At 47.2% G+C, this 23,308-nt stretch carries 17 protein-coding genes and 2 pseudogenes; 9 read left to right on the top strand and 10 right to left on the bottom strand.

What is annotated here, in order from left to right; all coding sequences use genetic code 11:
• Positions 1-265: helix-turn-helix domain-containing protein (locus tag BVJ53_RS08445; RefSeq protein WP_331250562.1), on the bottom strand; the 265-nt coding region annotated here is incomplete at its 3' end.
• Between the two features lie 103 nt (positions 266-368).
• Positions 369-992, bottom strand: a complete 624-nt coding sequence (gene plsY / locus BVJ53_RS08450; protein ID WP_129302031.1) for a glycerol-3-phosphate 1-O-acyltransferase PlsY — start codon at positions 990-992, stop codon at positions 369-371.
• 311 nt (positions 993-1,303) lie between these two features.
• Between plsY and parE the strand changes: the two genes are divergently transcribed.
• The 8 genes from parE (at position 1,304) to BVJ53_RS08490 (ending at position 13,926) form a co-directional block, all read left to right on the top strand.
• Positions 1,304-3,316, top strand: coding sequence for a DNA topoisomerase IV subunit B (gene parE, locus BVJ53_RS08455; RefSeq protein WP_129302032.1), 2,013 nt, complete (start codon positions 1,304-1,306; stop codon positions 3,314-3,316).
• A gap of 6 nt (positions 3,317-3,322) precedes the next feature.
• The gene (parC, locus tag BVJ53_RS08460) at positions 3,323-5,764 is read left to right on the top strand and encodes a DNA topoisomerase IV subunit A (RefSeq protein WP_129302033.1); all 2,442 of its coding nucleotides are present in this window, start codon (positions 3,323-3,325) and stop codon (positions 5,762-5,764) included.
• Between the two features lie 253 nt (positions 5,765-6,017).
• On the top strand, positions 6,018-8,279 hold the full coding sequence (pflB, locus tag BVJ53_RS08465; protein WP_129302034.1) for a formate C-acetyltransferase: 2,262 nt from the start codon (positions 6,018-6,020) through the stop codon (positions 8,277-8,279).
• A 138-nt stretch (positions 8,280-8,417) separates the two neighbouring features.
• Positions 8,418-9,269 carry a pyruvate formate-lyase-activating protein gene (gene pflA, locus BVJ53_RS08470; protein WP_129302035.1) on the top strand — a complete coding sequence of 284 codons (852 nt, stop codon included), beginning with the start codon at positions 8,418-8,420 and terminating at the stop codon, positions 9,267-9,269.
• Between the two features lie 121 nt (positions 9,270-9,390).
• Complete coding sequence (locus tag BVJ53_RS08475; protein WP_129302036.1) at positions 9,391-10,359, top strand: LysR family transcriptional regulator; 969 nt, start codon at positions 9,391-9,393, stop codon at positions 10,357-10,359.
• 28 nt (positions 10,360-10,387) lie between these two features.
• Positions 10,388-11,320: a manganese-dependent inorganic pyrophosphatase gene (locus BVJ53_RS08480; RefSeq protein WP_129302037.1), complete on the top strand. Its 933-nt coding sequence runs from the start codon at positions 10,388-10,390 to the stop codon at positions 11,318-11,320.
• A 1,031-nt stretch (positions 11,321-12,351) separates the two neighbouring features.
• Positions 12,352-13,476, top strand: a complete 1,125-nt coding sequence (gene xerS / locus BVJ53_RS08485) for a tyrosine recombinase XerS (RefSeq protein ID WP_129302038.1) — start codon at positions 12,352-12,354, stop codon at positions 13,474-13,476.
• A 96-nt stretch (positions 13,477-13,572) separates the two neighbouring features.
• Positions 13,573-13,926 (top strand): hypothetical protein, encoded by a 354-nt coding sequence (locus tag BVJ53_RS08490; RefSeq protein WP_047106130.1) that lies wholly within the window; start codon positions 13,573-13,575, stop codon positions 13,924-13,926.
• A 128-nt stretch (positions 13,927-14,054) separates the two neighbouring features.
• On the opposite strand, the pseudogene BVJ53_RS08495 reads toward BVJ53_RS08490, so the two are convergent.
• The 4 genes and pseudogenes from BVJ53_RS08495 to BVJ53_RS08510 form a co-directional block, all read right to left on the bottom strand.
• Positions 14,055-16,039 (bottom strand): annotated as a pseudogene (locus tag BVJ53_RS08495) (FtsX-like permease family protein).
• The gene (locus tag BVJ53_RS08500; protein ID WP_129302039.1) at positions 16,036-16,806 is read right to left on the bottom strand and encodes an ABC transporter ATP-binding protein; all 771 of its coding nucleotides are present in this window, start codon (positions 16,804-16,806) and stop codon (positions 16,036-16,038) included. Before BVJ53_RS08500 ends, BVJ53_RS08495 begins: the two are co-directional and overlap by 4 nt.
• Before the next feature lie 93 nt (positions 16,807-16,899).
• A pseudogene (locus BVJ53_RS08505) lies at positions 16,900-17,858 on the bottom strand (sensor histidine kinase).
• Complete coding sequence (locus BVJ53_RS08510; RefSeq protein ID WP_129302040.1) at positions 17,851-18,546, bottom strand: response regulator transcription factor; 696 nt, start codon at positions 18,544-18,546, stop codon at positions 17,851-17,853. Before BVJ53_RS08510 ends, BVJ53_RS08505 begins: the two are co-directional and overlap by 8 nt.
• A 97-nt stretch (positions 18,547-18,643) precedes the next feature.
• Here BVJ53_RS08510 and BVJ53_RS08515 point away from each other — a divergent pair, with 97 nt between their 5' ends.
• Positions 18,644-19,846, top strand: a complete 1,203-nt coding sequence (locus BVJ53_RS08515; protein ID WP_129302041.1) for an MFS transporter — start codon at positions 18,644-18,646, stop codon at positions 19,844-19,846.
• Positions 19,847-19,978: 132 nt separating this feature from the next.
• On the opposite strand, the gene BVJ53_RS08520 is transcribed toward BVJ53_RS08515, so the two are convergent.
• From BVJ53_RS08520 to hisE, 4 genes are all read right to left on the bottom strand, one after another.
• Positions 19,979-20,614: a nitroreductase family protein gene (locus tag BVJ53_RS08520; protein ID WP_129302042.1), complete on the bottom strand. Its 636-nt coding sequence runs from the start codon at positions 20,612-20,614 to the stop codon at positions 19,979-19,981.
• Positions 20,615-20,860: 246 nt separating this feature from the next.
• Positions 20,861-21,658: a fumarylacetoacetate hydrolase family protein gene (locus BVJ53_RS08530; RefSeq protein WP_129302043.1), complete on the bottom strand. Its 798-nt coding sequence runs from the start codon at positions 21,656-21,658 to the stop codon at positions 20,861-20,863.
• A gap of 143 nt (positions 21,659-21,801) precedes the next feature.
• The gene (gene hisC / locus BVJ53_RS08535; protein ID WP_129302044.1) at positions 21,802-22,893 is read right to left on the bottom strand and encodes a histidinol-phosphate transaminase; all 1,092 of its coding nucleotides are present in this window, start codon (positions 22,891-22,893) and stop codon (positions 21,802-21,804) included.
• A 79-nt stretch (positions 22,894-22,972) separates the two neighbouring features.
• The gene (gene hisE / locus BVJ53_RS08540) at positions 22,973-23,305 is read right to left on the bottom strand and encodes a phosphoribosyl-ATP diphosphatase (RefSeq protein ID WP_129302045.1); all 333 of its coding nucleotides are present in this window, start codon (positions 23,303-23,305) and stop codon (positions 22,973-22,975) included.
• Positions 23,306-23,308 lie beyond the last annotated feature (3 nt).

The following is a 23,308-nucleotide window of genomic DNA, read 5'->3' on the forward strand; positions in this document are numbered from 1 at the left end:
GTCTAGCTAACTGCGGATATGATGTGCCACCTGTAAGGTATGCTTGGACTACCTTGAGCATGAACTCCTCTGAATACCTCCGCTGCTCGCGGCGTTTGGCCAGTGCGTCCACGCCACCCGCATCATACCGCTCTATCCACTGAACCACATGTGAAGGATGGACACCGTACTCTTCTCGAATGGCGTTAGGTGACATACCCCCCTTCACTAAACCAATATAGTAAAGCTTTTCTTCTACGCTGTATCTCGAACCTTTTCGGCCCATAAAAAATACTCCTTCCTCGGCAGACAAGCTTTAATTATTTGCTTGTCTACCTCAGTAGGAGTATACCCAAGGATGTCTTTTTGTGTAGCATGTTTTGTTGCCTTTATTGATGTCGGTGGTGTTGACGTAAGTAAAGACCGAGGCCAAATGGCACCATGTTCTCATCGCCGGCCTTGATACGTTTAAAATTCGCACGATGTTTAATGAGGAAAACAACTAGCAGGCCACACGCCACGGTTGTAAGTAACCAGTCGTGATAAACAAGCGACCAGCTGGTGATGATCACCATGCCAAGTGTGCTGGCAACGCTGACCATGGACGTCAGTAAGATCAGGCTAAACCAGATGGCAAAGGCAATAAAGAAAAATTCTGGATTATACGCCAGTAAAATGCCGGCGCTGGTTGCCACTGCTTTGCCGCCTTCGAAATGAATGTAAATCGAAAAGGTATGACCTAAGACAGCAGCCAACCCGACAATCAGAATCAGCCAGTGATGGTCAATCCCAAACAAAATAGGTAAACTGGCTGACAATGTTCCTTTAAGAATATCCAGTAGCAACACCAGTGTTCCGCCAATCGGTCCTAGCATCCGATAAGCGTTGGTCGTTCCAATATTATGACTGCCACCTTTGCGAATGTCGATATGATAAAAGACCTTGCCAATCACCACACCAAACGGGATGGCACCAATGAAATAAGCGAGTATAAAACAAAGCACAAGAACCAAGTGTGCCCCTCCTCTCAGACTTAAAAACTATTTTAGCATTTTTGACTTTTGAGTGATACGCCGTTAAAATAATGCGAACACACATTCGATTCGCGGCAATGGGTTAAATGATCCAAAGATACGTCGACGCAGACTTTTTATTGATGCAAAGGCGACAACGGAAATAGGTAGCTCGTAAAATAGCCGCGTGCGAATTGTTAGCTGAGATCGCCCTCGCGCCGTTTTCTAAGCATTTTTAGTCATGCTTTGTTCGCGCTCTGCGGGTGCGTGGTGTATTCTATAAATTAGTTGTTTCAAAAAGGGAGTTTATTATGGACAAAGCAACGCAAGCATATAATGATTCATCCATTCAGGTGCTGCACGGCCTGGAAGCCGTTCGCAAGCGGCCTGGGATGTATATTGGATCCACCGATGGCCGCGGGTTGCACCATTTAGTTTATGAAATCGTGGATAACTCAGTCGATGAAGCGCTCGCGGGTTTTGGGGACGAAATCAATGTAACCATTCACGCCGATAATTCGGTTACCGTGCAGGATCATGGACGGGGGATGCCAACGGGGATGCATCCCAGCGGCAAGCCAACGATTGAAGTGATCTTAACGGTGCTGCACGCTGGCGGGAAGTTTAACCAAAATAGCTATAAAACCTCAGGCGGTCTTCACGGGGTCGGTTCCAGTGTTGTGAATGCCTTATCTGAATCACTGACCGTGCGGGTTGTCCGCGACAAACGCGCCTTTGAAGAACATTTTATCAATGGCGGTCATCCAGATGGTGGTCTACAAAAGCTGGGTAAGGTGAACGAGCCAAATGGCACCACGATTACCTTCAAGCCGGATCCGACAATTTTCCAGACCACGGTTTTTAATTATGATACACTCGCTGAACGGTTACGCGAATCAGCCTTTTTGCTGAAAAATATCACAATTAATTTAATTGACGAGCGCACAGGCAAGCGGGATCAGTACCACTATCCTGATGGCTTGGTTAGTTTCGTCAAGTATCTTAATGAAGGCAAAGATGCACTGTCGCAAGTCATTAATTTTGAAGGCAAGAAGGACGGCATTGTGGTTGACTTTGCCGGCCAATATAATGATGGCTATTCCGAAAACATTATTTCCTTCGTTAACAATGTGCGCACTGGCGATGGCGGCACGCACGAAATCGGGTTGCGCAGCGGGATGACCCGGGCGTTTAATGAGTTTGCGCGCAAAGTCGGCTTGTTAAAAGACCGTGATAAGAACCTTGAGGGCAGTGATGTTCGGGAGGGCTTTGCTGGTATTTTAAGCGTGCGGATTCCTGAAGAAATCCTACAGTTTGAAGGTCAGACTAAGGGTAAGCTAGGCACTCCGCAGGCACGAACAGTCGTCGACGGCATTGTTTACGAAAATCTTTCCACTTTTCTGATGGAAAATGGCGAAGAATCCCAGGAACTGGTGCGTAAGGCGGTTAAGGCTAGGGATGCCCGTGAAGCAGCGCGTAAGGCACGCGATGACAGTCGGACCGGCCGTAAGCGGAAAAAAGATCAAGGCCTGCTTTCCGGTAAGTTAACGCCAGCACAGACCAAAAACCCTAAACGTAATGAACTTTATCTGGTCGAAGGGGATTCGGCTGGCGGTTCTGCCAAACAAGGGCGGGATCGCAAGTTTCAGGCAATTTTACCGTTGCGCGGGAAAGTCCTGAATACGCAAAAAGCAAAGCTGCAGGATATTGTTAAGAACGAAGAAATCAATACGATGATTTACACAATCGGTGCCGGTGTCGGGGCGGACTTTGATATCCAGCAGGCTAATTACAACAAGATCATTATCATGACCGATGCGGATACTGATGGTGCGCATATTCAGATTCTGCTGCTGACATTCTTTTATCGGTATATGCGACCGCTGATTGATGCCGGCCGAGTTTATATTGCGTTACCGCCACTGTATCGGCTGCAAAAAGGCGCTGGGGCCAAGACTAAGATTAGCTATGCCTGGACTGATGAAGAACTGGCAAAGGAAACCAAGGCTATGGGGAAGGGTTATACGCTGACCCGTTTCAAAGGACTTGGAGAAATGAATGCTGATCAGTTGTGGGAAACCACCATGAATCCGGAAACGCGGACGTTGATTCGAGTGCGAATCGATGATGCCCAGCTAGCCGAACGGCGGGTCACGACTTTGATGGGCGATCGGGTCGAACCCCGGCGCGAATGGATTGAACACCACGTTAAGTTTGACATGGATGATGACGGTAGCATTTTGGAAACACCGACAGCCAACCACGAAAAGTTGCAGTTTGGTGCCAAACAAATCGTTAAACAGTTAGACAAGAAAGGAAAGTAAAAACCATTGGCCAATCAGATTCAGGAGTTGACCTTAGAAGAGGTCATGGGCGACCGGTTTGGCCGGTACTCGAAATACATTATTCAAGAACGGGCCTTGCCAGATGTTCGTGATGGATTAAAACCGGTTCAGCGCCGAATTTTATTTGCGATGAATCAAGATGGCAACACTTATGACAAAGGTTTTCGTAAATCGGCTAAAAGTGTCGGTAACGTGATGGGCAACTATCATCCGCATGGCGATAGTTCGATTTATGAAGCGATGGTCCGGCTTAGCCAGGACTGGAAATTGCGGGCACCTTTGATTCAAATGCATGGTAACAACGGTTCGATGGACGGCGATCCGCCTGCCGCTATGCGATATACGGAAGCGCGCCTAAGCAAAATCAGTAAAGAAATGCTAGCTGATATCGATAAAGAGACCGTGGACATGGTCCTCAATTTCGATGACACGGCACAGGAGCCAACCGTCTTACCGGCTGGATTTCCCAATTTGCTGGTTAATGGCGCCACCGGGATTTCTGCTGGTTACGCGACTGAAATTCCGCCGCATAACTTACGCGAAGTAGTGGAAGCCATTTTGTACTTGTTAAAGCATCCGCAAGCTGACTTAAACGACTTGATGCAATATGTCAAAGGTCCAGATTTTCCGACCGGCGGGATTATTCAGGGACTTGACGGCATCAAGCAGGCGTATGAAACCGGCCGCGGTAAGATTGTCGTTCGATCACGTACACATATCGAAACCATGCGCGGCGGACGGGAAAAGATTGTCGTTACCGAGATCCCTTACGATGTCAATAAAGCCTTAATGATCAAGAAAATTGACGAACTGCGCCTTAACAAGAAAGTCGACGGTATCGCTGAAGTTCGGGATGAAAGTGACCGTTTTGGTTTAAGTGTCGTCATTGAGCTTAAGAAAGAAGCCGATGCACAAGGTATTTTGAATTATCTTTTCAAAAATACCGACCTGCAGATCACTTATAACTTTAATATGGTGGCCATCGCCGATATGCAGCCAAAACTGCTAGGGTTGAAGGCCATGCTGGAAGCATACGTTGCCCACCGCCGTGATGTGGTCACTCGCCGTACGCGCTATGAGTTGAACAAGGCAGCGGCGCGTCAACATATCGTTGAAGGCTTGATCAAGATGCTTTCGATTCTGGATCAGGTGATCGCGGCTATTCGTGCTTCTAAGGATAAAGGCGATGCCAAGCGTAATCTGGTTAAGCAGTTTGATTTTTCCGAAGCGCAAGCAGAAGCCATTGTGTCCCTGCAGCTGTATCGCCTGACCAATACCGACATTACTGCCTTGCAAAACGAAGCGGCCCAGCTGGCTAAGGCCATCGCTGGTTATCAAGACATTCTGGCGCGACCTGCTGCTCGTGACCGGGTCATCGAGCAGGAATTGAAGCGGATTGCCAAGGAGTATGGGGATGATCGCCGTAGCAGCATCCAGGCAAAAATCGAAACACTTGAAGTCGCAACGACAGTGACAGTAGCGGATGAGGCAGTCATGGTTCAGGTGTCACGGGATGGTTACGTAAAGCGTAGTTCATTGCGCAGTTACCAAGCCGTTGATCCTGACGATAATGGGCTCAAGGCGAACGACCTGGCCATTTTCACAGGCGAATTGCGTACGCTGCAACACCTTTATATTGTGACCAATGCTGGAAATATTATTTATCGACCTGTTTATGAAATCGGTGACGCTCGTTGGAAAGATACCGGCGAGCATCTGAGCCAGACAGTCGGACTTGGCACCGATGAAAAGGTATTGGCAGTATTTGCCTTTGATCAGCTGGACGTTGCCGGTAGTTTTGTTCTGGGCTCCAGTGATGGCTATATTAAACAGACAGCGTTGAGTGATTTACAACCGCAACGGACTTACAAACGTAAACCGATGCTGGCCATGAAGCTTAAGAAGGCGGATGCTGTGGTCACTAATGCTTATTTCACCACCGATCAGTCCCAGGATGTTTTTGTTGTTAGTCGGCACGCTTATGGATTAATGTTCCCGTTAGCCGATGTTTCGACCGTTGGCGCACGGGCAACCGGCGTTAAAAGTATGGATCTAAAACCGGAAGACGAGGTTGTTAACTTCATTCTGGTTAAAGATCCGCAAAGTGCGGTTGTTGGCATCCTGACGCAACGCGGGGCCTTCAAGCGAATGGCATTAAGTGAAGTCGGCGAAATGAGTCGGGCGCGGCGCGGTTTACTGGTCTTGCGCGAGCTTAAGCGCGATCCGCACCGAATCGTCGCCATGATGGCAGTTGACGAGCAAACCCACTTGGATGTGTTGACGGATGCTGACAAGGTTGTCACGCTGACGCCAAGTCAACACCCAACCGGGGATCGATACTCTAACGGGTCATTTGTCATTGATACGGATGTTCAAGGGAAACCAATCTTTGTCCGTACCCGTGAAGTGATTCCGGAAAAGGACTAAACAAGAAATCTAGTGAAAGCCACCTCTGTACTATTACAGAGGTGGCTATTTTTTGTTATTGTAGTACAGAAATATTGTGCACAATTTATCAAATTAGCCCTTAAGCAATTTTTATGAAACAGTCAAATACACTAAAAAAACAAAAGAACCCTTGTTATATGGGAAATAAAACGCTTGCATAGATTCCGCGCCGTGTTATACTGAGTTTGTAAGAACTGTCACATCTGTAATTCACTTTAGGAGGCAAACACCTATGAAACAGCTTGACGAAACCAAAGTTCCTAATTATTGGGAAGGCTTTAACGGCGGCGACTGGCAAGAAGAAATCAATGTGCGCGATTTTATCGAGCATAACCTGAACCAATATGATGGGGACGAGAGTTTCCTTGCTGGCCCCACTGAAGCAACAACTGTTTTGAACAATCAGGTTCTGAACTTGAAGAAGCAAGAGCGTGCTAATGGCGGCGTTTTGGATGCAGACAACAACATTCCATCAACCATTACGTCACATGGCCCTGGCTATCTCAACAAAGATCTTGAAAAGATTGTTGGCGTTCAAACTGACAAGCCTTTCAAACGTGCCTTCATGCCGTTTGGTGGTATTCGGATGGCGGAAGACGCTTTGAAAGCTTATGGCTTCGAAACCGATCCTGCCGAACACAAGATTTTCACCGAATATCGTAAAACCCATAACCAAGGTGTCTTTGACGCTTACACACCGGAAATGCGCAAGGCTCGTCACTACAAGATCGTGACTGGGTTACCTGACGCTTATGGCCGTGGCCGAATCGTCTCAGACTTTCCACGAATTGCTATTTATGGTATTGATCGCTTGATGGAAGAGAAGGTTAATGATTACAACTTGACCGGCGACGGCGAAATGACCGATGATGTCATCAAACTTCGCGAAGAAATCAACGAACAGTATCGTGCTTTGAACGATATGAAGAAAATGGCCAAAGAATATGGCTATGATATTTCGCGACCAGCTGCAAACGCTCAAGAAGCTGTCCAATGGATTTACTTTGGCTATCTTGCAGCCGTTAAGACGCAAAATGGTGCGGCGATGTCCGTTGGTCGGATCGATACGGTTATCGATGCTTATATTCAGCGGGATATGCGTCTCGGCAAGTTAGACGAAGAACAGGCTCAGGAACTGATTGATCATTTGGTTATGAAGTTGCGGATGGTTCGGTTCATCCGGACTGAAGAATATAATTCACTCTTCTCCGGCGATCCGATCTGGGCAACTTTGTCCTTGGCTGGTATGGGTAATGATGGTCGGCATCATGTTACCAAGACCGCATTCCGGTTCCTGAAGACCTTAGACAACATGGGCGCAGCACCGGAACCAAACATTACGCTATTGTGGAGCGAACGTTTGCCAGAAGGATTCAAGCGTTACGCAACCGAAGTTTCCATCCAAAGTTCAACCATTCAATACGAAAACGATGACTTGATGCGTAACGAATGGGGCACAGACTATTATGGCATCGCTTGCTGTGTATCCGCACAGCCGATCGCAGACGGTGTTCAGTACTTTGGCGCTCGAGCTAACCTAGCAAAGACCGTCTTATATGCCATCAATGGTGGTAAAGACGAAATCCAGGAAGCACAAGTGGGTCCTGAATATGAACCAATCACCAGCGACTACATCGATTACGACGAATTCATGAAGAAATTCGACAAGATGATGGACTGGTTAGCAGATGTTTATGTTAACGCACTGAATGTCATTCACTATATGCATGACAAGTATTACTACGAAGCAGCACAGTTAGCATTGAAGGACACGCGATTGAACCGGACGTTTGCAACCGGTATTTCCGGTTTGTCACATGCAGTTGACTCTATCAGTGCTATCAAGTATGGCCACGTTAAAGTGATTCGCGATGAAAATGGTATTGCGGTTGACTTTGTTGCTGACAACGACGACTATCCGCGTTATGGTAACAATGACGATCGAGCCGACAACATCGCTAAGTGGTTGGTGAAGACCTTCTATAATAAGATGAACACTCATCATCTCTATCGCGGTGCCAAGTTGAGTACCAGTGTTCTGACCATCACATCTAATGTGGTTTATGGTAAGAATACCGGAACTACACCAAACGGCCGTCAGAAAGGCGAACCATTCTCACCAGGTGCTAACCCAGCATACGGCGCTGAAAAGAACGGTGCCTTGGCTTCACTGATGTCCACCGCTAAGATTCCATACCATTACGCAACAGACGGTATCAGTAACACGTTCGGGGTTACACCAAACACCTTGGGACATGATGATGAAACCCGTAAGGACACCTTGGTTCATATGGTGGACGGTTATATGGAAAACAGCGGCATGCATCTGAATATCAACGTCTTCAACAAGGAAACGTTGATCGATGCGCAGAAGCACCCAGAAGAATACCCAACCTTAACTGTCCGGGTTTCAGGCTATTGCGTATACTTCGCAGACCTAACGAAGGAACAGCAAGATGACGTTATCGCACGGACATTCTTCGACGAAATGTAAACCAGTCAACTCAACATCAAAACAGGAAATCGTTCCTGTTTTGTCAAAAGGCGGCAACGTTGCTGTTGCCGTTTTTTGACAAACTGAAATGAAAATCGTTTGAAAACTATCAGCATACTAGCAGTGGAGGCGGCACAGATGAAACTTATCGATCAATCACAAAGCCCGTTAAATATTCTGGAACAGGTCGGGCAGGATCATGAAGGCCCAATTAAAGGCTACGTTCACTCAGTCGAAAGCTTCGGCTCAGTCGACGGTCCCGGAATTCGGTTTGTCGTCTTCATGCAAGGGTGTCGCATGCGCTGCCAATATTGCCACAATCCTGATACGTGGAATATCGGCGTCGGTGAGGAAATGACGGCAGATCAGATTCTAGCTGATGCGCAGCGCTATAAGGCCTTCTGGGGCGAACAAGGCGGGATTACGTGCAGCGGCGGGGAAAGTCTAGTGCAAATCGACTTTATCCTGGAACTCTTTACTAAAGCCAAGGAGCTTGGTATTTCAACTTGTCTCGATACGTCAGGTGGACCGTTCACGCGTGATCAGCCTTGGTTTGGCCAATTTGAGAAACTCATGGCGGTTACCGATATTTCATTGGTAGATATTAAGCACATTGATTCCGCTGAGCACAAGAAATTAACGGGATTCCCAAACGAAAACATTTTGGATATGGTTCAATATATGTCTTCTCACGGTGATGATATGTGGATCCGACACGTGTTAGTACCGCAACGTACCGATTTTGATCCTTACCTTAAACGGTTAGGCGATTATATTGCAACGTTAGATAAGAATGTGGTTCAGAAAGTCGAGATCCTTCCTTACCACACGCTGGGGGTCAAGAAATACCATGAACTAGGCATTACCTACCCACTAGAAGGCATCGAACCGCCATCAGCAGATCGCGTTAAGAATGCGGAAAATCTGTTGCATGTTCAAGATTACACTGGCTGGCAAAATTGGCGTCCGCGTCCGGCTACCAACGCATAGTTTAGTTAGAACTTAACGTAACGATTAAAAACGCGGCAAATCTGTTGCGTTTTTTTTAAATGCCACTTATGATGATGAATGATCAGTATTATAAATTTATAAATGAAAGGGAAGCCGCCCCATGAAAACGAAGCAAGAGCGCATTTTTTCCTCCAAGACTCTCACGTATTTTCTGCAACTCGCAGAAACAATGAACTACACCCAGTCTGCTCAGCTGTTAGGCATTACGCAACCGGCATTGACGCAGCAAATCAAGAAGTTGGAGCGGACAGTGGGGGCGCCGCTGTTCTATTCTGTCGGGAAAAAACTGCATTTGTCGGATGCTGGTCGGACGATGTTGAAGGCAACTCACGAAATCTATGAGATCCTGAATCAGACGACTGACGAGATTCAGCAAAGTACCAGCGCAACTGTGGGTAAGATTAACATTGGGTTGTTGAGTTCGATTGAAGATAGTGCTTTTAACGCTTTCATTGCCCATTACTATGATTTGAATCCCGAAGTTGAAATTACTTTGCGGATGATGACCCGCCACGAAATATGGGAAGCACTCGAAAACAATCAAGTTGATTTGGCAATTATGAATTTGCCTGACGAAACGATCAAGAACTGGAAACCATACGCCAGCAAGAAGATTCTCGATGAGCAATTGCTGTTTTTGCATCACGACGATTCGTTGGCAAACCGTAAGCGCCTTCATTTTAAAGATACGCTTGCTGAACCATGGGTTACTTATCCGGATGATTACTTCCTAGGGCAGATGCTTCACGAAGCTTACAAGAATCAGATGGTTGATTTTCCACATGTGGTGGCTCATTTTACCACGCCATATCAACTCACACAGTTTGTTAATCACACCGGTGTGAACACTGCTTTGCCGACGAGTTTCGTGGTGGCACATACCGATCAAATCAAGGCCCACGCCGTTTCATTCGAACCAGCCATTCGCTTTGAGACCTCGTTCGTTTATCGCAAAGAAAAGGCTGATATTCCGCGGATTGCCAATTTTTTTGAGACGTTTGACACCTATCTGGCAGAAAAAGATTATCTGTCGCGGGTCGGCGAAAACAGTGGTAAGATTGAAAGGTAAATATTGAGCTGAGGAGCGATCGATTAATATGACGACTTTGATTTTTGGACATCAAAACCCAGATACGGATGCGATTACCAGTGCCATGAGCTGGGCCGAGTTTCAAAAGCAGGCTGGCAACACAGATGTTGAAGCAGTAGCACTCGGCGAACCGAATGACGAGACCAAGTTTGTTTTGGATCATTTCAAGGCGCAAGCACCGCGAGTTATTAAAACTGCAGCAAATGAAACCAACACTGTGATGCTGGTAGATCATAACGAATTTCAGCAGAGTGTAGCTGATATCGAAGACGTGCAGATTGCGTCAGTGGTTGACCATCACCGAATTGCAAATTTCCACACGGCGGCACCACTGTTCTATCGGGCAGAACCGGTCGGCAGCACGAACACCGTGATCTTCGAACTGTTTCAGGAACACGGCTACACAATCTCACCGAAATTAGCCGGTCTGATGGCGTCAGGACTGATTTCCGACACCTTGTTGCTGAAATCGCCAACCGCAACGGACAAGGATAAAAAGATTCTTCCTGAAATGGCCAAAATTGCTGGAATTGATTTGCAATCTTACGGCCTCGCCATGCTGAAGGCGGGTACCAACTTAGCTGCTAAGTCCGATATGGATATTATTGAAGGCGACGCCAAGAGCTTCACAATGGGTGGTAAGTCGATCCGTATCGGCCAGGTCAATACCGTTGATCTGAATGATATTTACGCGCGTCAGGACGAACTGTTAAACGCCATGACCGAGGAAGCACGGGCAAAGGGATATGATGACTTCCTGCTGATTGCGACAGACATTTTAAACAGTAATTCTACTGGTTTTGCTGTTGGTGCCGACCGCGATAAAGTGGCGGCAGCCTTTAACGAGAAGTTTGATGCGAACGCCCGTTTGGCATTGCCGGGCGTCGTTTCACGTAAGAAGCAAGTTGTACCGCCGATGCAAAAAGTATTTGAAGGTTAATTTGTCGAGTTTTATGAATTTCATTTGATTAAATCGCAGCTAGACATTCTGGTTGCGATTTTTTGTATTGTCAAAGCCAATCAGGATGGTGGCGAAGCTTTGAAGGCAAACAGAGCGACTGGGTTCAATCGAAAACTTATGATCTGGTGCCAGAAATAACGATGAGGCATGCCGCGAATCGTAAATTTCTTGCTGTTCGAAATTTGATGTAAATTCGATTGAACGTGAGCGCGCATGGAATTTCTGTTGGGGTCAATTGAGCAGATATTATGCGCACACGAGATTGTATGGATTTGCAGAAATCGATTTAGACTTCTGGAAAATCTGCTGAATTAACAATCTACGCACTACTTCGTATAATATATATTATGTAAACTAGAATGGAGATTTACGATTGTACTTTTTAAGGGATTCTTTTGCAATAACAATTTCATGCGTGCACTCCCCCACTCAGGCATGCAGTCGATTTTGCTGAGTTGGTACTGATATGAGTTTGAGGTTGCGACAAACGGCAATTAGGTTCATTGGTTGACCAGCAACACAATTAATTTGGTGTTTTGCTTAAAAACCAGTCGCAATCCGATCATATACGGATTTTGCTAAATTTTCGGCCAATTAACAAATTCAAAAAGAATTGCTCATTTTGAATGGCCAGGCTTTATTTGACGAATTGCTGAAGTTTGTGACGATATTTCAACAAACCGTTTATCATCACTGAAATGGTGGCTGTAAGCAAATGATTGTCGTCCCCAATTTGGAAATGACAATGGCGGGATCTTGCACATGTTGAAAATCGCTCGGTAGCGCATTAAAAACAGTGCGATGCATTGATAGAATTTGCCAGTCTTATCCGGGTATCGCCGTTTACCTTTGGATAAAGCTAAAACTTTATTCAATGCATCCGTGACTCTTTTTTTCCAGATAATCCGCGACAGATCAAGACTTTTTCAACAATTTTCCTCGTCAAAGGCCGCCTTTTTCGCGTATACTAACATTATCCAAAAGAAAACATACGTTCGAGGTGATGCTGTTTGTCGACCCAGAATTATCCAAAATTGATCCACGCTATGCTGCCTTCCCTGCCCGACTATATTCAAGACTATTATCACAGCCAAAAAGCGATTCCGATTGCCGACTCTACCCTTTACCAGTATCTGCATTTTTATCAGGAATTTCTTGATTGGCTGATCGCTAGCCGCGTGACATCGGCTTCTTCCCCGCAATCTGTGCCACTGGAAACGTTGGAACACCTTTCCTTACGCGATGCTCAGGCCTTTGTAGCTTTTTTGCTTGAGCGGCCTTCCAAAACACATCCTAATAAACGCATGACGCGGCGCAGTGTTGCCTTGCGTTTGGTTGGCATCAAGGCACTTTATCGGTTTTTGACCGAAGAAAGCGAACCGCATGCAGATGGCGAACCGTACTTTTACCGCAATGTTTGGAATAAGGTTAAATTGAAGACGCACACTGAGACGACGGCCTACCGGAATCACAAGTTGCAGGAAATGCTGTTTGTGGATGGTGAAGATGCCAAGTTTTTGCATTGGCTTGACCAGCTTTATGCAGCGCAACTGCCTTCAAAACAGCGGGCTTATTTTGAGGCTGCTAAACAGCGGAATCTGGCCATCATTGCTTTGCTGTTTGGATCCGGTGTCCGCGTAAGTGAGCTGGTTAATATGAATTTGGAAGACCTGAACATGGATCGGCACACGGTACAGGTTGTGCGCAAAGGTAATTTTCAGGATCGGGTTAATTTTGCTGATTGGATTGACTCGTATCTCACCGCTTATTTACAACAACGTTCGGCCATTATTGGCTATCAAAAGCCGACCTCACCGTTGTTTGTGACCCAAGTCGGGCAAACGGTGAAGCGGATTCGCCAAAATACAATTGAAGCCTTTTTCAAGCGTTACACGACTGCTTATGGCCGTCCATCGACACCGCATAAAGCGCGCCATACGTTGGGAACAAATATTTACACGGTGACCAAAGATGTTCAGCAAGTGGCTGATCAACTTGGTCAGACAACCACTAGTGCCACGGATCTTTACATTAATCTTAGCGATAAACGCGGGAAAGCTGCACTGCGGGAGGTGTCTGAAACGGCAGCCAGGGCATTGGATCGGCACACACAACGACGTACCGATAACTTATGAACCGGAAACTAGCTGCCCCGGGCCTTATTCAAGTGTTTTGGCCCGGACAGGCTTATACTTAAGACAGTTATGTGACACAGAAAGGCGGGGTTTATTGTGTTGGATGTTAAGGATTCAGTGAATCGGTTGGCGTGGACGACCGAGCACCATTTTCTGCATATTCAGGCGCGGCATGATTTCATGCGGGCTTGGGCGGTTCAATTTGAAATGGCGTATACGGATTTTCGAGTCATTCAGATGGCGCTACAGCTTGGCGGCGAGCAATACCACGATCTGTTGAAGCGGTTTGCCGCGGCCTATGAAGCCGTTTATCCCTTTGAATATGCGTTTGCGGCAGGTGGTCTTGCCGGGTTTGATGAGCAGTTTGCCGATAAAATGGCTGATTACCAAACTGCTGAACAAAACCTGCTTAAGCTGATTGCCGAGATCAAGGCGCTGCAACCAGCCTGAAACGTGATCAAAAAAATGCCGCTTCTGATCTAGTCGTTACCAAATGAACGACTGTCAGAAGCGGCACTTTTTAATGGACATGAAACGTCGGGGATTGCGGCAGCATTTTTGCTAAGTCGGCAGTCCCCTTACCTACGACTGCTTGGTTGGCGGCGGGAAACGATGTGGTAATAAACGTTGCCAGTCAAACGATACATGAGTACGTAGATCACGGCGAAGATGGCTAACGTGATGAGTGAGACAGTTAAGAAAAACTGCCAGTCCGGCAAACCGAATAACATCATGATGCGCTGGACGAAGGTAAAGCAAAGCCAACATGCATCGCGGCGACGACTAACGGCAGATAAAACAACATCAGCAGTTGGCTGTTGATGGTTGCCCGTACCTCGCGCAGACTTAGCCCGACCCGTTGCAGAATGGTATAGCGGCGTTCATCGGCATACCCTTCTGCCAGTTGCTTGTAGTAAAGAATGAGCAATGTGGCCAAGATGAATGTGGCGCTGAAGACGATGCCGAGAAACAGGAAACTGCTCATCATGCTGGCGGTGTCGTCATAGTTAACGGCTCGAGACTGAACAGTGTCAGGAAGTGCGATGCCGCTTTTATTTAAATCTTGATAAAGCTTGACTTGATTAGCATGACTGCCACTTAACATCACATCCTGATTTGTGGTCACGCTTGATTTAAGTTCAGCGGACGATTTATTAGGATACAGGTGGTGCAACGCGTCAAGCATTTGCGTCTCGGATGGGAAAGCAACGAAAAGATTGGGAATAAACGTTTTAGGCGCATTTGCAAAGTTTGTAGCCCGTATCGCTACGTGAAAGGTTTGACCACCAATTTTCAAAGTCTTGCCGGCATAGTGATTGGACGTATAAATCAAAATGTTGTTGCCGGTAAGCGCTCGATGCTCGCCAGTGTATTGATTATAACTGTCAATTGTCATTAACTGGACGCTGCGGGCATTGTCAAAGCCAAAGGGACCGCTGATAGTATTTTGCGAATTCAATCGATCCTTTTTCAACAGCGCCAAGGTACTTGATGGTCCGGTGAATGTCCGGATTGAACGGACACGGACGTGATGTATCTTAGCTAGTTCTGTGACGCGGCTGGCAGCGGCTTGGTGATTTGCTTTGACTGAATAAGACAAATCCACCGGTGTTTGTTGGTCAACAATTTCGTTGATGCCAAAGAAAAGCGTGGCGGTGGTTGCCAGCGTGATTAACGTCATGGTGACCAAAATTGCAATGGAGGCTAAGCCAGCGCCGTTTTGCTGCATGCGATATAGGAGGTTAGAGACATTAATAAAATGCTTTGGTTTGTAGTAGTAGTTCTGGCGGTTGCGCAACCATTTTAAGATGAAAACCGATCCGGAAGTAAATAAGCCGTAAGTTCCTGCGATGACGAAAACAACGGCAAAGAAAAACATGCTCATGGCCTCAAGCGGATTGGTAATGACCACAGCCAAGGTATAGCCAGCGATTAGGCAGCCGACACTGATGATCAACGTCAACCAGGCAACTTTGGGTTCTCGCTCACCAGCGCTTTGTTCACGGACAATGTCGATTGGCTGCTTGCGGATTAGCCAGATCTCATCAATAAACATGAGGATGATGAAAAGACTGATGGTAATGATACCGGCAATACTGAAGGCTTGCTGGCTCAAGCCAAACTCAAGGTGATGATTGACATGAAGTGCCTTGGCGAGTGTCAGATAGCTAATGCGAGAAAGCACCGTACCCAAAAGACCGCCCAGTAACAACGTGGTCAACAGGAGCAGTAACTTTTCAATGGCCATCATTTTGCTTAGCTCGCCTTTTCCAAAGCCGATGATGTTATATAAACCCAGCTGCTGAATACGTTGCTTGCGGAGAAAATTGTTGGCATAGATCACCAGGATGACGGAAATAATAGCCGTCGTGACGCTCCCGAACATGAATAAAGATCTGCCCGCTGCAGCACCGAATTGGCTGAAGAGAACATCACTGCTGGTGTAGGCATTCAGCATAATCAGGTTAATGGCCATCAAAAAACTGGTAGTCATGACAAATGGCACAAACAACCGACGATCGGCTTTAAGGTTAGTGGCGGCCAGTTTGAAATAGAATTTCATTGACCTTCGCCTTCCTTCGTCAGCATGGCTGTCATCGTCTCACTGATCCGGGTCAAAAAGTCTGGCTGGTTAAGCTCGCCACGATAAAGTTGGTGAAAGATTTGGCCATCACGGATAAAAAGAACGCGTTGACTGTGGCTGGCGGCAACGGCACTATGCGTCACCATAAGAATAGTTTGCTGGCTCTGTGCGTTTACATCTGTCAGTAAATCTAGAAGTTCACTTGACGTTTTGGAATCAAGCGCGCCGGTTGGTTCGTCAGCCAGCAGAATTTCCGGTTCGGTAATCATAGCCCGAGCGGCAGCGACTCGTTGTTGCTGGCCGCCAGAGAGTTCGTAAGGATATTTTTGCAAAAGGTCACTGATGCCTAACCGCGGTGCAAGTTTGGCTAGGCGATTTTTCATGATCGCCAGCGGCTTTTTTGCCAGAACCAACGGCAGGAAGATGTTGTCCTGTACGTTAAATGTGTCAAGCAAGTCAAAATCCTGAAAAATAAACCCGAGATGCTCCCGCCTAAATTTGGCGCGGGCGCCTTCTTTGACTTTGCGCAAGTCCTGACCGTTGAGCGTGATTTCGCCGCCTGTGGGGTTGTCTAAGGTAGCGATCAGATTCAACAAAGTACTTTTTCCCGAACCAGATTCACCCATAATGGCGACAAATTCGCCTGATTCGACTGTAAAGCTGATATTCACCAATGCCTGAACGGGTTGGGCACCACGACTGGTATAGGTTTTTTCGACATTTTTTAATTTAAGTAACGTTGACATGTGATCTTCCCCTTTCACTAACTAGCTTAAAAGGGATGGGCCTTCAAAACTACTTACAGTCGGCTGCGGTTGCTTACAAGCTGGTAAGTTGGCTTACTCAGCCTGCCAGTGGGTCTGGGGAAAATGGATCGCAAACGTGCTGCCAACGCCGACTTTTGACGTCACCGTCAGTCGCAACCCTAATTTTTCAGCAATTTGGCGGCTGAGGAATAAACCTAAGCCGCTAGCCTTTTGATTGGCGCGACCGTTGTAGCCGGAGTAACCCTGCTCGAAAATCCGCGGCAAGTCCTCCGGCAAAATGCCAATGCCTGTGTCAGCCACGCAAACAGCATCCCCTTTTGCATAAATCCGGATCGCACCGTCCGGGGTATATTTAATCGCGTTGGTTAAGAGCTGTTCGAAAATAAACCGCAGCCATTGACTATCACTGATAACGGTCGGCAGTGTTTCGACTGAGACCGTTAAGTCCTTGGCAATGAACAACTTCGCCAAGTCGCGGACCGTTTCATTGACGAGCGGTTTTAATGCGACTTTGGTTAAAACGAGGTCGGTATTCAACGTGGTCAATTTGAGATAGTTGAGCATGACCGTCAGATAGCGGTTGATTTTGCTGATTTCCAGACGCGCATCATTAGCGTTCACCGGTTCTATCTGCAGTAACAGATCCAAGGCCGTTAACGGTGTTTTGATTTGATGCGTCCACAGTTGCAGCGTATCTAACGTGTCCTGTTCCCGGTCGCGATAGGTATCACTGTTTTTCGCAATGCCTGTTGCAATGCTGCGATTTTTTGGTAATAGGCGCGGCTTAAGGGATCGGTGATTTGGGTGGGATCCAGCAGTGAGACGTCTTCGTGAAGCTGCTGCCACTCGCGATTAAATCGCCATAAATCGTAACCACCGATGACGAGTAATGGGATGAGGGCAAATAGCCACAAGTTGAAGATGACCTCAATCGAAGCATTCAGCAGCCAATTGGCCAGTAAGCCAGTCAAAAGTAAGGTGAGCAGGATGAGCCAAACCATCCAGCGTGCATGGTAATAGGCCTTAATCATGGCCGGCCTCCTTGCTGGCGAGACGATAACCTTTACCCTTAACCGTTTCAATGAGTTCGGCCAAGCCGACCGGTGCCACCTTTTTGCGGAGTCGATTCATATTAACGGCCAAAGCATTGCGGTCGATAAATTCGTCGCCTTCCCACAATTTTTCGATCATGGCTTCGCGCGTGACAACTTCTCCATTGGCACTAAACAAAAGGCTCAGCAATTTCGTCTCGGTGGGTGTAATGTCAAGCACTTCGGTAGGCGATCGCAGCTGATTGTCGGTCGGCACAAGTGTAAACTCGCCGTGAGTTAAATTTGTTTCGGTTTGCTGGTACTGGTATGTCCGCCGCAACATCCCCTGAATCTTGGCCAATAACACCGGTAACTCGATCGGCTTGGCTAAAAAATCATCGGCACCAAGGTTCATCGCCATCACGAGGTTCATATCATCACCGGAACTTGTCAAAAAAATGACTGGAACGTTGCTATGCTTACGTAATTCACTCAGCCAGTGGAAACCGTTAAAATAAGGCAAACTGATGTCCATAATGACCAAATCCGGTGCGGCCGCGCGAATTTCTTCATCAACACGATCAAATTTTTTAACTAGGTCAACGGTAAACGCCCAGCGATTTAGGTAGTTCCCGATCGTTTTAGCGATCACATCATCGTCTTCAACAATAAAAATTTTCTGTGGCATGCTCATTGTGCTCCCCTCGTGGTGATTCTTGGGATTTTTTGATCTTTTGTTTTACACTGAAGTTAGCTTCTATTTTAACTGATTTCAGGTGGTTAGGTTGGGACAATCGAAAATAGGCTGGCGAGGACAAACCGCTGCCTTTTTATTAAGTCAGAATTTATTTGTTTTCGGGACGTCGACGGTCTTCTTTGCGGTGCTTTGGGACATTGCTTTAAAAACGTCCTCAGGTGCCTGGATGACGTATGTATCGCTGGCAACTTCCTTACCGGCAATTTTAATTTCATTATCTGCGGGCGTTTTGGCGGATCGGTATAATCGCAAATGGCTGATTGTTCTCTCTGCAGTTGCCGTTACTTTTTTGACGCTTGCTTTTGCCTATGTTTTTGCTTTTGTGACGCAAGAACTTTGGCTGTTGCTGGTGATCGCTGTTGTGCGTAGCTTTGGTAATGGTTTGGAGAATCCGGCAGCCAATGCCTTATTGCCGCAACTGGTACCCGCTAAGCAACTGACGCGGGTGAACGGGTATAACCAGATTATAATGGCACTCATGCTGGTGATGTCGCCGCTGTTGGCAGGCTATATTTTAAGCGATCTGGGGATTTTTTGGATTTTTATCGTGGATGCTTTGACCGCGGCGTTAGCGGTTCTTTGCTTGGGTGTGGTTCATGTACCGACACCGACTGTTCAGCACGATCGAGATAGCAAGCGCCAAAACGGCATCGCGGCCGGCTTGCGTTATGTCGGCCAGACACCGCTGCTGCTGGCATTTATGTTGTTTACCGGTGCTGCCTTTATTTTAATTGCCCCATCGTCACAACTCTCAACCTTATATGTGAATCGGACATTTGGCTCGGAAGTGTGGCATTTAACCTTCAATGAATGGTCGTGGACGATTGGTGCTGGTTTGGGCGGATTATTCATCGCCCGCCACAAAAAGTTTCGCGACCAGCTTGGCTTGATTGCCATTGGCTTTGCCGGCAGCGGCATTGCATTTGCGGAAATGGGTTTGAAGCAGCCATTTATCACTTATCTGTTCTTTATGTTTATTTCCGGTATTTTTTACCCGTTAATCCAAGCCGGACAAACGATTTATCTGCAGGAAAATATCCCGGCAGACAAATTGGGCCGGGTGTTTTCGCTGTGGGCGATTTTATCGACCGGGATTTATCCGATTGCAATGTTAGCATACGGACCACTGGCTGACTGGGTACCGATCGGGCGAATCTTCATCATCACAGGACTATTATTGGTTGGCGTTGCTTACTGGTTCTGGTGGCGGTTAAAGCAGTTGAGTTGGTGAAGAAGACGTCAGCAGCGAATCTGCAAGAAGCAATCAAAAAGCGAATGATGCCGTGCGACTGCGGGGTCATTCGCTTTTTGATTGCTACCAACAGCATTCGTCAGTTTGACGATCTGAACTGCTTTTATATGTTTATTTGAAAACGGTGACTTTACTTGCTGGAATCCGATAAAGTGAATCCGGTGCGCTCTTAGGCTTACCCACGGCAATGAGCAGCGTTGGCATGAAATGCTCGGCATCAAGATCCAGTGCCGGTAAAATTTTCTCGTGGTCAAAGCCGGTCATGGCGCCAGTTTCATAGCCATAAGCTCGCGCAGCCAATATGAAGGACATAGCAGACAGACTGCTGTTTTGAATGATAAATTCGCGCAGTGCCTGTTTGTCGGTTTCAAACGATGCCACCAGCTTCTCGATCATGGGTTTTTGATGCTCAACGGCGCGGTCGGTTAGCAAGCCTGCCGCCGCTGCCCGCTTAAAAAGCTCTTCTTCAAACGGCCCTAAATCCAACTCGCCACCCACAAGCACCACCGCTGATGCCGATAGAATTTCCGGAGCATTCGTGCCTGCGACACTGGCAATTTTTTCTTTTGCAGCATTGGTTTGAGCGACAACAAAACGGGTCGGCTGCATGTTCAACGCACTAGGCGCCTTTGTCGCATAAGTAATCATCTGCAGCAATTCACCTTTGCTGATGGTAATTTCCGGATCAAATTCGCGTGCAGTGTGGCGTTTCATGACGACTTCATCAAAGTTATTGTTTTCCAACATCAAATTCACCTCTTAGAATGTGAGCGTGAGCCGGCGCGGTTAGAAGTCGGAGTGTAAGAGGCCTTGGGCGTGATGGCCCGGGCTTGGCCATCGCGACCGAGGTCCTTACATGCAGACTTCTGCGCCGGGGAACGCGTTAATGTTTTTTGGACATCTTCAGGATACGCTAAATGTTGGCGTTTTCCTAGTGATATTTAAAAATGGTATAGGCCTTATAAGAAAAATGGAAGCGCCATGATTAGCCCGCTATGCCATCGTTAACTGTAATGCACCTAGTTCTGTAATCGCCGCTGTCAATTGATCCCCAGGCTTCAAAAAAATTTGCGGATCGCGGCCAACACCTGTACCACTCGGCGTTCCTGTGAAGATGAGATCGCCGGGCTGCAGTGCCACAATCCCACTAAGATAGTGGATTAATGTCGGCAGCTTAAAAATAAGTTGGTCCAAACTTGCCTGCTGCATCACCTGACCATTGACCGTTGTCGTGATTTGCAGCTGGTCCAAATTGGCGATCGTGTCCGGGGACGTGACCCACGGACCGATGGGTGAATAATTCTGAAACGACTTTGCCAAAGAAAACTGCGGTTCTGCATTGGCAAACTGAACTTCTCGGTCGCTTAAATCTTCGCCGACCATCAAGCCCGCGACGTGACGCATCGCCTCGCCTTCAGGAATATCACGGCCACCACGACCGATCACCACGACTAACTCGGTTTCCCAATCGGTTTTGGGCCCATGCATGCGCACTGTGGCAGTCGGCTTGGCCAGCGAGCTGCTGAATTTGGTAAAAACGCTTGGAACCGTTGGCAGTTTGATGTGAATTTCCTGCGAATGATCCAAAAAGTTCATCCCGATCGCAAAAATCTGCTGGCTAGTCGTGATAGGTGCTTCCAGCTGATCAGCGGTAAATTGAAGTGTCGACCCGAGCCTCAAGGATTCAGACTGGGTTAAGGCGGTTAACACATCCGGCGCATTCGTAATTGGCTGTGCGGTCGACGCTGACGTGATCAGATGCGGCTGACCGTCAATGTTGGCAATTTTCATTTGAAAAACTCCCTTTCAGAAGTATTAAGGCACGCTTTTAGTTTACTTCTGAATTGTCTCGGTGCCAAACTCATTGGCCATGGCAGATGCGTTAATTCGGGGTCACGCAAGGCATTGATCTAAGGATGGACATTGTTGGTCACTCATTGAAGATTTAACTGAAAAGTTCGAATAACTTGTTGAACAGTCTGATTTTGGTTGGCGGTTCCAAAAGTGATCCTTAACCAGCCAGGCATGAGTCCGTCTCGAACAAGAAAGCCGTGCTGAAGCAATTGCTGCTTGAGAGCTTGCGCCTGATTGTGCGGTGCCTGAAAAAATTGAAAGTTCGTTTGGCTGGTATAGTGTGGCAGCACCATGTCAGTCAAAAAGGTTTCCCAGCTGCGACGTGCCTGCTGAACGCGGCTTCGCGTTGTCTGCACAAATGTCTGATCAGCTAATGCAGCTTGTGCACTCAATTGCGCGATGGCACTGAGGTTATAAGGTAAGCGTACCGCCTGAAGACAGGTAACCAACTGCTTTGGAAAAATACCAAAACCAACGCGAAAATTGGCCAGCCCGTAGATTTTGGAAAACGTACGTAAGACAACCAGATTGTTAAATTGCGGTAGCAGCCTGATTGCACTCGTGGCGGGATAATCATCGGTGAATTCGATATAAGCTTCATCAACCAGAACCAGTACATTTTCCGGCACTCGGCGCATGAACTGGGTTAAGGCCGTCAGTGACATCAGTGTACCGGTGGGATTGTTCGGGTTACATAACCACACCAGCTTGGTTCGCGGCGTGATTGTTTGCACCATCGCGTCTAGGTCGAAGTTGCCGTTTTCGGGTTGAACCGGGACATCCACCACCCTGGCGCCTTCAATCTCAGCATGTAACCGATATTCGGAAAACGTCGGCCAAGGCTCGACAACTTCGTCTCCCGGTTCCAAAAAGGCTCGGGCAATTAAGGCAATCACTTCGTCAAGGCCGTTGCCAAACACGAGTTGCTCACTTGCAACATGAAGTTGATCGGCAACCGACCTACGTAACTGACTGGCGTTACTATCGGGATAATCCCGACTTTGAGTGAAGTCCCAGTTAGCCACCGCCTGTCTGACTTCAGGACTGGTACCAAAAGGATTTTCGTTCGCCGACATTCGAACTAGGCTGGCTAATCCTAACTCTTTTTTTAAATCAGCTAGCGGTTTTTCGGGCGTGTAGGGTTGTAGATGCTTAACGGTGTGTTTAAGCATGTTGCTTCCTCCTTGTATGCAAAAAAGTGAGCGTGAGCCAGCGTCGTTAGATGAGTGACTACCACAGGCTGTTCACCCATCAATATTTATTGATGCTGTTGCGTTCCTTCAGACGACTCATTTTGCCTTCGCGACTCGCCAATTCTTCTTCGATCTGATCAAGCGTGATACCGCGTTCAACCATCAGCACCAGAATGTGATAAGTCAGATCGGCCACCTCAAGGACAAAAGCGGCATCATCGGGATTTTTGGCTGCAACGATGACCTCGGTGCTTTCTTCGCCAACTTTTTTTAGCATCTTGTCCAGCCCTTTGGTGAAAAGATAATCCGTGTAGGAACCAGGACTCGGCTGGATTTGGCGTTCTTTGATAAGTTCATATAGTTCTGTGATACTTTGTTTGGCAGCTGTCATGGC

This window comes from Lacticaseibacillus chiayiensis (assembly GCF_004123795.1).
Lineage (GTDB): Bacteria > Bacillota > Bacilli > Lactobacillales > Lactobacillaceae > Lacticaseibacillus > Lacticaseibacillus chiayiensis.

Coding starts and splice junctions, on each gene's coding strand:
- BVJ53_RS08520 (WP_129302042.1), bottom strand. CDS start 20,614: ATGTTGGAAAACAATAACTTTGATGAAGTCGTCATGAAACGCCACACT.
- pflA (WP_129302035.1), top strand. CDS start 8,418: ATGAAACTTATCGATCAATCACAAAGCCCGTTAAATATTCTGGAACAG.
- BVJ53_RS08530 (WP_129302043.1), bottom strand. CDS start 21,658: ATGAAAATTGCCAACATTGACGGTCAGCCGCATCTGATCACGTCAGCG.
- pflB (WP_129302034.1), top strand. CDS start 6,018: ATGAAACAGCTTGACGAAACCAAAGTTCCTAATTATTGGGAAGGCTTT.
- hisE (WP_129302045.1), bottom strand. CDS start 23,305: ATGACAGCTGCCAAACAAAGTATCACAGAACTATATGAACTTATCAAA.
- hisC (WP_129302044.1), bottom strand. CDS start 22,893: ATGCTTAAACACACCGTTAAGCATCTACAACCCTACACGCCCGAAAAA.
- parE (WP_129302032.1), top strand. CDS start 1,304: ATGGACAAAGCAACGCAAGCATATAATGATTCATCCATTCAGGTGCTG.
- BVJ53_RS08475 (WP_129302036.1), top strand. CDS start 9,391: ATGAAAACGAAGCAAGAGCGCATTTTTTCCTCCAAGACTCTCACGTAT.
- BVJ53_RS08500 (WP_129302039.1), bottom strand. CDS start 16,806: ATGTCAACGTTACTTAAATTAAAAAATGTCGAAAAAACCTATACCAGT.
- BVJ53_RS08480 (WP_129302037.1), top strand. CDS start 10,388: ATGACGACTTTGATTTTTGGACATCAAAACCCAGATACGGATGCGATT.
- BVJ53_RS08510 (WP_129302040.1), bottom strand. CDS start 18,546: ATGCCACAGAAAATTTTTATTGTTGAAGACGATGATGTGATCGCTAAA.